Origin of the sequence: Gordonia abscondita, assembly GCF_032711245.1 — a bacterium.
Lineage (GTDB): Bacteria > Actinomycetota > Actinomycetes > Mycobacteriales > Mycobacteriaceae > Gordonia.
The window spans coordinates 3,307,297-3,319,666 of record NZ_CP128986.1 but is presented as its reverse complement, the minus strand read 5'-3'; the positions used below and the strand labels follow the sequence as shown (position 1 = coordinate 3,319,666).

General features: G+C 62.4%; 12 protein-coding genes. 6 read left to right on the top strand and 6 right to left on the bottom strand.

From position 1 onward, the window contains the following. Positions 1-403: 403 nt before the first annotated feature. Together MP11Mi_RS18370 and MP11Mi_RS15590 are read right to left on the bottom strand one after the other, a co-directional pair. Positions 404-1,666, bottom strand: a complete 1,263-nt coding sequence (locus tag MP11Mi_RS18370) for a PE-PPE domain-containing protein (RefSeq protein ID WP_420712802.1) — start codon at positions 1,664-1,666, stop codon at positions 404-406. A gap of 854 nt (positions 1,667-2,520) precedes the next feature. Then, a complete protein-coding gene (locus tag MP11Mi_RS15590) occupies positions 2,521-3,183 on the bottom strand; it encodes a TetR/AcrR family transcriptional regulator (protein ID WP_420039791.1) in 663 nt (220 codons plus the stop codon). A 402-nt stretch (positions 3,184-3,585) separates the two neighbouring features. Here MP11Mi_RS15590 and MP11Mi_RS15585 point away from each other — a divergent pair, with 402 nt between their 5' ends. The 5 genes from MP11Mi_RS15585 (at position 3,586) to MP11Mi_RS15565 (ending at position 7,110) form a co-directional block, all read left to right on the top strand. Beyond that, positions 3,586-4,308 carry an alpha/beta hydrolase family protein gene (locus tag MP11Mi_RS15585; RefSeq protein WP_420039790.1) on the top strand — a complete coding sequence of 241 codons (723 nt, stop codon included), beginning with the start codon at positions 3,586-3,588 and terminating at the stop codon, positions 4,306-4,308. Positions 4,309-4,550: 242 nt separating this feature from the next. Continuing rightward, on the top strand, positions 4,551-5,084 hold the full coding sequence (locus MP11Mi_RS15580) for a putative immunity protein (protein ID WP_420039789.1): 534 nt from the start codon (positions 4,551-4,553) through the stop codon (positions 5,082-5,084). Positions 5,085-5,183: 99 nt separating this feature from the next. Then, a complete protein-coding gene (locus MP11Mi_RS15575; protein WP_420039788.1) occupies positions 5,184-5,567 on the top strand; it encodes an ArsR/SmtB family transcription factor in 384 nt (127 codons plus the stop codon). After that, positions 5,564-6,661, top strand: a complete 1,098-nt coding sequence (gene arsB / locus MP11Mi_RS15570) for an ACR3 family arsenite efflux transporter (protein WP_420039787.1) — start codon at positions 5,564-5,566, stop codon at positions 6,659-6,661. The genes MP11Mi_RS15575 and arsB overlap by 4 nt, the downstream gene beginning before the upstream one ends. Continuing rightward, positions 6,658-7,110, top strand: coding sequence for an arsenate-mycothiol transferase ArsC (locus MP11Mi_RS15565; protein WP_420039786.1), 453 nt, complete (start codon positions 6,658-6,660; stop codon positions 7,108-7,110). Before arsB ends, MP11Mi_RS15565 begins: the two co-directional genes overlap by 4 nt. A 23-nt stretch (positions 7,111-7,133) precedes the next feature. On the opposite strand, the gene MP11Mi_RS15560 is transcribed toward MP11Mi_RS15565, so the two are convergent. Further along, positions 7,134-8,672 (bottom strand): MFS transporter, encoded by a 1,539-nt coding sequence (locus tag MP11Mi_RS15560; protein ID WP_420712888.1) that lies wholly within the window; start codon positions 8,670-8,672, stop codon positions 7,134-7,136. A 303-nt stretch (positions 8,673-8,975) separates the two neighbouring features. Between MP11Mi_RS15560 and MP11Mi_RS15555 the strand changes: the two genes are divergently transcribed. Then, positions 8,976-9,539: a sugar O-acetyltransferase gene (locus MP11Mi_RS15555; RefSeq protein WP_420039784.1), complete on the top strand. Its 564-nt coding sequence runs from the start codon at positions 8,976-8,978 to the stop codon at positions 9,537-9,539. A gap of 55 nt (positions 9,540-9,594) precedes the next feature. On the opposite strand, the gene MP11Mi_RS15550 is transcribed toward MP11Mi_RS15555, so the two are convergent. The 3 genes from MP11Mi_RS15550 to MP11Mi_RS15540 all read right to left on the bottom strand — a co-directional run bounded on the left by MP11Mi_RS15550 (position 9,595) and on the right by MP11Mi_RS15540 (position 12,120). Further along, positions 9,595-10,416, bottom strand: coding sequence for an ABC transporter permease (locus MP11Mi_RS15550; RefSeq protein ID WP_420039783.1), 822 nt, complete (start codon positions 10,414-10,416; stop codon positions 9,595-9,597). After that, positions 10,416-11,354, bottom strand: a complete 939-nt coding sequence (locus MP11Mi_RS15545) for an ABC transporter ATP-binding protein (RefSeq protein ID WP_420039782.1) — start codon at positions 11,352-11,354, stop codon at positions 10,416-10,418. The genes MP11Mi_RS15550 and MP11Mi_RS15545 overlap by 1 nt, the downstream gene beginning before the upstream one ends. A gap of 172 nt (positions 11,355-11,526) precedes the next feature. Next, a complete protein-coding gene (locus MP11Mi_RS15540; RefSeq protein WP_420039781.1) occupies positions 11,527-12,120 on the bottom strand; it encodes a class I SAM-dependent methyltransferase in 594 nt (197 codons plus the stop codon). Positions 12,121-12,370: the final 250 nt, after the last annotated feature.

The following is a 12,370-nucleotide window of genomic DNA, read 5'->3' as shown; positions in this document are numbered from 1 at the left end:
GACACGCTCAGCGGGGTGCCTGGCGGCTATCCCCCACCGATGCGACGTCGACGACCCGACCGGCCGTATCTTGCCACTGGTCCGAACCGTTTGGTGCACGGCACTGTGGACCATGTGGTGCCATACGCATTGGCACGCGAGTGCCAACGACGACCGCCATCCAAGAACAGGACTTATATCGGCGGTCCACGGCCCTTACACCTCGCTGGTGAACCATAGATACCGACGCGCCGACCTGGCCTCCCTGTCCGCGATCCTGTCGGCGACAGAATTAGAATCAATAGACCGCCCCCGTAGATTTCACGGGACGCAGCATGTGCCGCCGCGATCCGCCCGGGGAGCCACGCATGCCGAACTGCTCATGCCGATCGCGGGCGTGATTACCATTCTCCGCATCAGAAACCTATTTCGTTCGTGGTATGCCGATGAGTTCATCCACGGCGGATCGAACTGTTGTGACAACGTCTTCTTGGGCATTTTGCGGCACGGTTCCTGCTGTCTCGTCATCGGCAGGGGTTGGTGAATTCTCGTTCTGGTTCGCCCGTTTGTCTAGGTAGCGGGATGCATCGCCGGTGCCTGTGATTGCCGCGTGAAGCCCCTCGGTCACACTCGCGGCGAGGGACTCTTGAGGCGTGGGCGCATTGGAGGAGTCGAGGGAAAGGGGGGTGGGCCTTGCGTAGTCGTCACGGGTATATCCGGTCTCGATTGCGGTTCGGGCGATGGGTGAGGCAAAGTCAACAAGTGGGCGCATCGCGGAAGATGGCCCGTGCTCAATGAGAGGCAGGGCGAGCGGCAATATCGGAGCGGGAAGAGTGATATAGCGCGTATCGCCGCTTACCTGGCAGTGTGTGTCTGCAGTGCAGCTCGATTTGGCTGCCCGGACAGCGTCAGCGACCTCGTGTGGATGATATCCGAGGGGTGTCGCAGTCGGCGTATCATCGTCTTTCGGGGACAAATATGTTCCATGTGAGTACATGAATCCTGCCATCGCATTCGCTGTGGCAAGGACGTTTGTAGGGTAGGTAGGAAAGTCGGTAACGCCGTCGTATTGTAGCGCAATATCGGTGGTGTTTACGTTGGCCGACGTGCGGGTAGGCGAGGATCGGCCAAATGTTGCGCCAAAGGCCGGGCCGGTCCACTTCAATGGTGCCAGTCTTTGGAATATGCCTCCGTTTGGTCGGGAAGGGTTTGCGATGGCGACAAACGAGACATTTTCGGGGACCCCTCCGGGCTTCGCAGCGAGTTCGCGTTTGAGCTCACTCGCAACTGTGGCACCTTGTGAGTATCCGAAAACTACCCTTGAGTCCATGCTATCTGTGTCTTCATAAACCGATTTGGCGCTCGAAATTCCACTGGCGACCGAGTCATCTAGCTGGGTCCCGAGAGGTCCTCCCCAACCCTCGAATGGGAGGGGGCCAAACTCTGCAATGTAGGGCACGGGTTTGGTAACGCAGCCGTCAGCCTCGCACGCTCCTGTTGGAGATACGTAATACTGGATGGAATGTTCGAGGTAGCCCGGCACGGGCGCAGGATCCTTGGTGCCAGTACCAGGGATGACCAGCACGGTCGTAGCAGCGCAAGCTACCGCAGAGGTCGCAGTTAGGGCTGCGAGGCTTGCCGCTGTGCCGAGCGCCCCCGTTAGGATGAGGTGAATGGGCGATTTCATCAGGATCCTCCTAGATCACGGGCGACGATCCACGAGGCATCTGTCTGCCTCGAGCTTGTCGATACAATAGCGTATCGAGACAGGTTAACGGTAAGGCGTCCGCGAACTGCGACACTGCGCAGATCGGCAACTGCCGCCGATGCACCGTCAGCGCACGAGCGTTCGCACGAGAGACACAGTGGTGTGGGCCGAGCTGATGAATGCGGGGCGGCCCTCATTTTCCCCGTGTTCGCCGGTCGCGTACTCATTTGTGTTGTCGCCGAGATGAACGATGGCAGTGAGGTCGGAACGTTGCGCGAGGTACCTGTACGCCGCGAAGTATCCCCTTCTCAATTCGAGCAGCTTGCGACACCGAATCGGATAGCGGTGGCGTCCTCGTCTGCGGGCGGAGATGTCTTGGGGCGGCCGATCGGTGAGACAGCGCCCTTGGTGAGTCCGCTGTTCACGCGGAATCGGTACCAGTATCGAGTTGCTGGCTGCAGGATTGAGTACATCGACCTTCACTGTGTGATCACGTGAGTCATCGGTAGTGACAGTTCCTGTGGCCGAAGTATCTCCGAAGTCAGGACTAGTCGACATCTCCCAGGTACCCCCCCGACGGTAGACCCTTCCCTGACCCTGCGGTCGCATCACGGGATGGCGTGATGCGTGTCCAGAATATTATCCGGGGCTCAGTGAGGATCCCCCCGACGCCACTCCGTGGAGGTATACCCGATCGTTGACCTTTATAGACGGGGCGGCTACTGCTTGGGCTGCCGGTAGTTACGCCCACGGCAACGGTGGCTCGCGGCACCCGCAGCGCTGAGGAAACTACGACGCGTTACGGAATGGTCTGACTTCGGATCGATCACTATTCACTCTCCGAGTTTATATGTATATGCCTCTACGAGTGCGGTAAAAAGCCTTATTCGCCGGGAGTGAACCGCAGTAGAATCCGGCTCAATCATGTATTGCACCAGGGTACCTTCATGGGCGGCGATGAGCACCAGGCAAAATTCATCCATATCGAACGCGCGACGCCCAACCCGAGACAGAAGTAGCTCCACGAAGGAACCGAGCTCTTGCCGGATCGCAACTTCGCGGGCCTCGACCATCTCAAGTATTTCGGGACGACGCGTTGCAAGAGCAGTGAATTCGGTCGATACTCGAAACCAATCCATACTCATGGGCATCATCGATTCAATACCCGAGAGTGCCGTATGCAGGTCCAGTCCCTCCATCTCGCTCAGAGACGCCCCTACGATCCGTACACTTTCAATCATTCGACCGGCTTCTTGTCTCCAGACAGTCATGTAGAGCTCGTCCATCGAATCAAAGTTCGAGTAGAAGGCCCCCCGCGTGAAGCCAGCAGCAGTACATACCTGCTGGACGGTAGAGCGACCGAAACCGCGTGCTGCGAACGTCGTGAACGCGGCGTCGATCAATCGCTGACGGGTTGCCGCGCGCTCGTTCGAAACCGACGCTTCCTCATTCGACACACCAGGCCCGATCTCGCAACGGTCTACATCTCTCGACATGGATCCTCCTGGGGGATACGTTACCGTCTCGACAGCGCCGACCGGGCGACGAGGTGGGATAGCGAGTCGTGCCGTTTCAGCGCAGCGCAGGACAGCGGACGGCGGTGCGGATCACTGCGTACTGTCTCGTCATGGCTATAAGTGCCACCGCCGGTGGTGCCGTCGTCGACAGCCCATCGTCACCCGCTCCGACTCATGCTCAGCCCTGGTCTCAGCGACCATCCGGACCGCCCGCTCACGTAGCTCGGCCAGGTACCTCTTCGACGTATTTCCTGACATGCCTCCGAGAATGTCGTACCCCTCTCGTATGGTCGCCACAAGCGGCCTACCGGAGCGAACAGAGATGACCACTTCTCAGGCTAGTGTTTCGCCGGCACCCAACGCCGGCGTCGCGACAGTCTCGTGGATCAGCCAAGACGGCACTGTGAATGCGGTGGTGGTTGGGCCGCGAAGATCGGCAACGGCGTTCTGTCGCACCTCGCGCAGGATCTCTCCCGGCGCGGCGTCGCGGTCTATAACGTCGAGTATCGGCGAGTGGGGACCGGCGGTGGGTGGCCGACGACATTCACCGACGCGCTCTACGCGTATCGAACGGCGTCGACGTTGCACCGCCGGTGGCCGCAGCTCAGCGCCACGCGGATGGTTGTCGCCGGGCATAGCGCAGGCGCCCAACTCGCGGCACTGCCTGCGATGCCGTCCGCGCGACACCTACTCCGCCTTGGTGACGCGGCAGACCCGTACCCTCGCGCCTTCGTGTCGCTCGCCGGAGCGGTCAACCTGCGGAGAGAAGCCTTCGCAGGAAGATCCACCGTGATCGCCGCGCTCGGAGGAGTGCCGGCAGCGGTCCCCGACCGGTACGACACCGTCGACCCGATCGGCCGCATCTCACCATTCGTCCGGACCATTCTGGTACACGGAACTGCGGACCGCGTGGTGCCATACGCACTGGCCGACGAGTTTTACCCGGATGCCAACGACCGTCACACGAGACCCGAATTAATACCGGTGGTCGGCGGCTCGCATACCTCGCTCGTGAACCATCGATCCCGACGCGCCTACCTGGACTCGCTGACCGCGATCCTGTCAGCGACGAAGTCGGGATCAATGGGCAAAACCGTCCGATAAGAGTGCACGTCGTGGGGACGGATGAAGGCATCGATCATGGTCGACGGCTGCGGTCCTAGTTCACGTCGGCTGTTCGTTGAAGGCCAGCAGAATCGTATGCGAGCTCGTCATCGATCAACTCAATCGGCGACGGCCGATAAGACACCGGCAAGCAGTCGCGTAACAATGGAAATGACGAGCGTCCGTGTCTTATCACCCCTCACCTGTCGGTCGTCGAGTCCTGTCGATGAGAAGATCAATCCATGACCGTGACCGGCGACTTCGACCTGACCAACGAAGAGTTGCGCGCGGTCGCACGCTACGTCGCGGAGTCGGCCGAGGATGTTCTCCGCGTGTTCGAAAGCACCTGCCCCGATGACCCCCGCCCGCGCGCTGCCATTGACGCCGCATGGGAGTTCGCCAACGGCGCACGTCGGACCAAGCTCCAACGAATCACCTCACTCGACGCACACCGGGCCGCAAAGAGCGCGCCAACCGAGACCGCACGCCTGGCCGCGCAAGCCGCCGGCGACGCCGCATCCGCCGCCTACCTCCATCCCATCTCGAAAGGCCACCAAGTAGGACATATCCTCCGTGCGCCGGCAAACGCAGCACGCATCGCCGAGATCGAGTCGGGCACCGATGCCACGGCTGACGAACTGATCGAACGCGCCTATCAGCGAGCCAACTCAACCGTCATCGAAGTCCTACAGCGCTACCCACTCGCGCCACACGGCAGAAGCCGCGCGGCACAACTCATGAGCGCACTGGAAAGCAGGCTCCGCGACACCCACTAGCCCAACGCACGGTCCACGGTCACGAATCACCCGGCCACGCGGCAACGTATGGCGGCCCCCCAAATTGCATTCCAATTCGACAACTGTCAATATCGACACATGTCGAATCCGATGGCTCTGGAAAAGCGGGACATCACGCTGACGCGATGCTCACCATTAGTTCGCGACCCGCTCACAGCCGACCAGGCCAGCCGGGCGTCGGCCGTTTTCAAAGCACTCGCCGACCCGGTTCGGCTGCGCCTGTTCAGCCTGATCGCCTCCCGTGAAGGCGGCGAGGCGTGCGTCTGCGATATCTCGCCAGCCGTCGACGTTTCGCAGCCGACGATCTCGCACCACCTCAAGGTGCTCAAAGCGGCGGGACTACTCGAATCTGAGCGTCGCGCATCGTGGGTGCACTACCGAGTGGTCCCGGACGCTCTGACCGCACTCAACGCACTCTTGGCGCCGGCCACCGGCACCCTCACCGCGGCGAGCCCGGTGTGACGGCAGCCAGCGACGAGAAGGTCGGCGGGAAACTCTCCACGCTCGACCGCTTCCTGCCGGTCTGGATCGGCGCGGCCATGATCGCTGGCCTGCTCCTTGGCCGGGCGATACCAAGCCTCAACAACGCCATCGAGAAGCTCCAGGTCGACGGAGTCTCCCTGCCGATCGCGCTCGGCCTGCTAATCATGATGTACCCAGTCCTCGCGAAAGTTCGATACGACCGCCTCGACACTGTCACCGGCGACCGTAAACTTCTCATCGGATCGCTACTGCTCAATTGGGTACTCGGACCCGCGCTCATGTTCGCACTCGCGTGGCTGATGCTGCCCGACCTACCGGAGTACCGGACCGGACTCATTATCGTCGGCCTGGCGCGCTGCATAGCAATGGTCATCATCTGGAACGACCTCGCCTGCGGTGACCGCGAAGCTGCCGCTGTCCTCGTCGCGATCAACTCGGTATTCCAGGTGGTCATGTTCGCGGGCCTCGGGTGGTTCTACCTTTCGATCTTGCCCGGCTGGCTAGGTCTCGAGCAAACCTCCATCGACGTTTCACCGTGGCAGATCGCCAAGTCCGTCTTGATCTTCCTCGGCATTCCCCTCATCGCCGGATTCCTCTCCCGACGCATCGGCGAACGCACCAAGGGCCGCGGTTGGTACGAGCAGTCGTTCCTGCCGCGGGTCGGACCGTGGGCCCTCTACGGGCTACTCTTCACGATCGTGATCCTCTTCGCCCTGCAGGGCGAGCAGATCACGTCCAAACCATGGGACGTCGCTCGCATCGCACTCCCCCTCCTCGCCTACTTCGCCATCATGTGGGGCGGTGGCTACTCCCTCGGTGCGATCATGCGGCTCGGTTACGCCCGCACGACCACACTCGCCTTCACCGCGGCAGGCAACAACTTCGAACTCGCCATCGCAGTGGCCATCGGCACCTACGGGGCCACCTCCGGACAGGCGCTCGCCGGCGTCGTCGGACCACTCATCGAAGTCCCCGTCCTCGTCGCCCTCGTCTATGTATCCCTCGCCCTGCGCAGACGATTCCCAACCACCGAACTCGTCGCGTCGGCCGCACCAGGAGAACGTCAGCGATGAACGCGTCGCCCGCGAACCGCCCTTCCGTCCTATTTATCTGCGTAAAGAATGCGGGCAAATCCCAGATGGCCGCGGCGATCCTGACTCAGATCGTCGGCGACGGTGTCGAGGTCCATTCAGCAGGCACTCGGCCGGGCACCGCCATCAATGCGCTGTCGGCCGAATCGTTGCGCGAGATCGGCGTCGACATCAGCGCCAAGGTCCCCACAGCGATCGACACCGCACTCCTGCACCGGGTCGACCTTGTCGTCACTCTCGGCCGCGAAGCGTTCTTCGACTCGCCCGGAGTCCGGATCGTCAACTGGGACACCGACGAACCATCGGAACGCGGTGTCGACGGAATCGAACGCATGCGACTCGTACGCGACGACATCGCCGCCCGAGTTCAACGATTGATCACTGAACTGGTCGGCGACCAGTCCCGATCGGGCACGTATCGGGTGACCTGACGTCGCCCCGGTTCTCCCTCGGCCTACGCCGGAGCGGCCGCGGCATCGGTGGGTTCGTGAGGCGCGCCGATCGGCCGACGGACATTGATCAAAAGACCGGTGATTACAGCGACTGCCGCGAGGAGGCCTGCCGCGACATAGAAGCCGATACTCTCGCCGTGGACCAGCGCTTGAGCCTGCATATGTGCGGCGTCGTCCGGGCCTTTCACCGCCCCCTGATTCCGGGTGATGTAGGCGCTCGCCGCGTTCGCCGCCAAGGTGTTCAGCAATGCGGTGCCGATTGCTCCGCCCACCTGCTGAGACGTGTTCACCATTGCCGAGGCGACACCGGCGTCATGCGGCTCCACACCATACGTCGCCAAGTTCATCGACGTCATGAACACGGTGCCCATCCCGATACCGAGCATGAGCAGCGCAGGGAAGATCACGCTCCAGTACCGGGTGGAATCCGCCGAGATCTGAGTGAAGAGCAACATCGCGCATGCGGCGAGCAGCGCACCGGGAACCAAGAGGTTTCGCGGAGGAACTCGCGTGATCAGCCGCGCCGCGATCTGCGTGGACCCGATCAACATACCGAGCACCATTGGAAGAAACGCGACGCCCGCACTCAGCGGCGAATAGTTATGCACGGTCTGCATGTACAACGTCAGGTACAGGAAGGAACCGAACATCGCGATCACCGACAGCCCGACGGCGAGATACGCGCCGCCCCTGGCCCGATCGGTGATCACCCTCAGTGGCAGCAGCGGGTAGCTACTCCTGGTCTGCCAGGCGACGAACAGCACCAGCAGCACTACGGCACAGACGAGACTCGCAACGGTCCCGGTATCACTCCAACCGGCCTCCGAAGCTCGACTGAACCCGTACACGACGAGGGCAAGGCCCGTACCCGCCAAGACAACACCGAGGATGTCGAGTTTGACAACCTGGTCGTGATTTCGCGGAGGTTCCTTGATCTCGAAGATGGCCCCGGCAAGCGCGATGGCAGCGAACACCACATTGATGTACATGGTCCAGCGCCAGTCCAGCGCTTGGGTCAACAGTCCGCCCAGGAGCAGCCCCACGGCCGCGCCGCCACCGGCGATCGCGCCGAAGATGCCGAAGGCGCGCGCACGCTCCTTCGGAGTAGTGAACATGACGGTCAACAACGACAGAGCGGCCGGCGCCAACAGCGCTCCGAATGCGCCCTGAAGCGCACGCGCGCCGAACAACATTGCTTCGTTTACCGCGGCACCGCCCAGAGCGGAGGCGAACGCGAAACCGACGAGCCCGATCATGAGCGCGCGTCGTCGGCCCCAGAGATCGGCGATTCTGCCGCCGAAGAGCAGTAACGCGCCGAACGCGAGTGCATAGGCGGTGATCAGCCACTGCTGATTCGCATCGCTGATATCCAGATCCTGCTTCGCATACGGCAGAGCGATGTTCACGACAGTGCCGTCGAGCACCACCATCAGCTGCGCGATGCAAATGAACACCAGCGCCTTCCAACGCCGAGGGTCTGGACCTGCTCCAACTGGGGCGTTGGCAGACGTCACTGGTCGTCTCGATTCTGTCGTCGTAATTGAGTTCGCCTGCCGACGGTAGCCCTCTCCGCGGGCGGCGACAAGATCTTTTTCAACACATGCCGAAATTATGAGTGAGATCATCCTTACGCCATGAGACGATCGAGCCGAATGTCCGATAACCAGGCCTTCGTGGCCAAATTCGACGCCTGAGCGGGAGACAACGAGACGTCGTGTGTCCGCATCGGCACCCTCGATAGCCTCTGCCTGCGATCTCACGTGTCGGGCCGACCACACTCGCAGACTGCTTCGGGAGGTGTGTCCTTCCGCGTGGCCGGGGTCGATGCTGGCAGAGTCGACAGCATGCGTGAGGAACAGAGGATGGCGACCCACACTCCCGAATCCGCGTCGTTCGTAGCGCGAGTGCAGACAGTGATGAAGCTGTGCGCCGAACTGAACGCCGCGCCCTTCACCGACCTCGCGCACCGGACCGAGAAGCTCAACGAGATCTTCGGGCGCACAGTCCCCGACTCCCTGTCAATTCTGCCGCCGTTCTACTCCGACTACGGACTCCACACTTCCTTCGGCGATCGTGTGTTCATCAACCAAGGGTGCTTCCTGCTCGACTTCGGCGGCATCACGATCGGCGATCGTGTGCTGATCGGCCCGCGCGTCACGTTGAGTACTTCCGGGCACCCCGTCGAGCCCGACGAACGGTTCGACTACATCACTCATGCGCCCATCGTCATCGAAGACAACGTGTGGATCGGTGCCGGCGCCACCATCGCGCCGGGTGTCACGATCGGCCACGACTCCGTCGTCGGTGCCGGCACTGTCGTCGCGAAGGATGTCCCTCCGCTGAGCGTCGTCACCGGCACGAACATGGTCGAACGACGAACACTGAACGCGCCGTCGTCGACGTCCTGAAAACGTTGGCACTCGAACCGTTCCCCAGGGCCGGTACGAGTGCCAACGTTGCAAGCTACACGTCTCGTCGCCGGAGCAGGACCCATGCGACCGCGAGCACAGCGGCCACTTCGACTGCAAACACGCCGAGTCCGGGCCACGCCGACAGAAGATCCGGGTTGAACGGCACGGGAGTGGAGATGGCCTGGCCCGCATTGCCCGGCATCAGCTTGGCGAGCCATTCCCCGAACGCACCCGGCACCATCATCACCATGTTGCCGAGGATCAGAATGACGGCGAGAACAATCGTGATGGTTCCCGCTGTGTGCCGCACCAGGAATCCGACTCCGACGCCGAGCAGTGCGATCCCCGCCATGAATAGACCACTGCCGTACATGGACCGCGCCACCGCGCCGTCGAACGGCAACCCGATGCCTTTCGCGTCGAGGAAATAGTTTCCGCCGAAGTATCCGAGTAGTGCGGTGTAGGTGCCGACCACGAACATCAGCGTGCTGACGAGGAGTGACTTCGCGAGCATCACCCGGCCTCGTGACGGGACGGCGGCGAACGTCGCCTGCACCATGCGGGTGCTGTATTCACTCGTCACACACAGCGCGCCGATGACCACTGCGCAGATCTGCGCGATCATCATGCCCCAGGTGATGAACGACCCGGGAGACTCGTCGGCGGTGTCCGAGGCGAGCCACTCTGCGTTCGCGGCACACAGGACGACGGTGAGGCCGGCACCTAAGACCACGGTGGCACCGAGCGTCCACCATGTGGAGCGGACGGAGAAGAGTTTGATCCATTCAGCGCGGAGGATTGCTCCGAACCCTGGAACTGAGGGCTCGGCGAACGTCTCATCGACGGGCCGAGCGGAAGCGGTTGCGATAGTCATCAGAAGGCTCCTTCGAGGGTCGGTTCGGCGGATCGACCTAAGTGCGCGTGATATTCGACGACGTCAGCCGTCAGCGTCATGAACGCCTCTTCGAGCGACGACTGCACGCCGGAAAGCTCGTGGACGCGGACACCTGCGTCGAACAAGACGTCGCCGACCGATGACGCGGTCACGTTGTTGATGCGCAGTTCGTCGCCGAACGGCGCCGCGTCGTGCCCGGCCCGGGCCAGTGCTCGCCGGGCGTCCGCGACTTCGGGAGTCCGCAACCGCACATGGCTGGGGGCGTGGTCGGCCATGAAGTCGGTCATGGACGCGTCCGCGAGGATCCTCCCCTGCCCGATGACGATGAGGTGGTCGGCCATCAGTGACATCTCCGCCATGAGGTGCGACGAGACGAAGACGGTACGTCCTTCGTCGGCGAGTTGCCGACAGAGTTGTCGCACCCACCGAATGCCTTCGGAGTCGAGCCCGTTGACCGGCTCGTCGAGGATCACCACGGGCGGGTCGCCGAGCAGCGCCGCGGCGATTCCGAGTCGTTGCCGCATGCCGAGGGAGAATTTGCCCGCTCGCGTCCGAGCCACGTCCTCGAGGCCGACGTGATTAAGGATCTGGCGAACCCGTGCATGCGGAATGCCGTTGCTCGCGGCGAGCCACCGCAAGTGTCCGAGCGCAGATCGGCCCGGATGTACCGCGTGCGCTTCGAGCAGCGCGCCGACCTCACGAAGTGGCGCGGGCGACGCTGCGTACGGGTGCCCGTTGACGGTGACTGAACCGGAGGTGGGTCGGTCCAATCCGAGGATCATCCGCATGGTCGTCGACTTGCCCGCGCCATTCGGGCCGAGGAATCCGGTAACTTTTCCCGGCCTCACAGTGAAGTCGAGTCCGTCGACGGCGGCTTTGTCGCCGTATCGTTTGGTCAGTTCGTGTGCTGAAATCATTGCCGCGCTCCGTCGTCGAGATTCATCATCACGATGAAATTAACGCTGACCAGCACGTACGCGCATCGGGGACCGCACTGACTCTGACCCTGGTTCACATATCAGGGGATACCCGTAGCCGACATTCGACGCCGGTGAGCCGCGAACCTTCCGAGCCCTGGCGGTCTAACCTCTATGCTCTGCGCCAGAGCACCGAGTAGCGAAACATCGTCAGACGCTGCCACGTCGCGCCGGGCAGTTCGTCGGCGACGAGGTCTCTGACTTGCGTATAGGTGTGCGGCGGCGGCCAGACGGTCGGAGCCGAATGCTCCCAGTACCCGTTTCGCCACGACAGCCAACGGTGTCGAGCAACGCCCGCGACCGCGTATGCGTAGTCGACTGGAGCCGATGGCCGCGCGAGTCCCACGATCACCAGCACCCCGCCCGGTGCGGTCAGATCGGCGAGCCGCCGGAGCGCTGCGCGTGAATCGGCGAGGTGATGGAAGGTCGCTACGGAGGCGACGACGTCGAACGTGCGACCAAACTCGTGATCCATGACATCGTCGCAGACCCACCGGACCCCGTCGACTTCGTCCCGTGCCGACCCGAGTACTTGTTCGTCGACGTCGATCGCGGTGACGTCCTCGATCCGCGTGCGAAGGTCAGCGGCCAGGATTCCGTTACCAGTCCCGACATCCAGCGCCGACCGAGCATTGTCGGGCACTGCATCGAGAACCACACGGTGATAGTGGATGTTGTGGTTCCACCGTTCGTGCGCCCCGCTCACCTGGCCGACGGTACACCGCTAACGGTCGGATTCGGCCGAACGCCGGCGAGATGTTGATCGGCTAGCCGTAGTGGGCAGCCAATTCCGTGAGTGCTCGGCCATTCTCTGTTCGCGCGCGGATTGAATGGCGTCCAATGTCCGATTGCGGAGATGTCCGCCGGTCGGCTCACTCGACCAAAATACGTACATCTACCCTATTTCCCGCAACCGCGATAAACGTAGAAATGCCCCGCCTGAATTTGCAGACGGG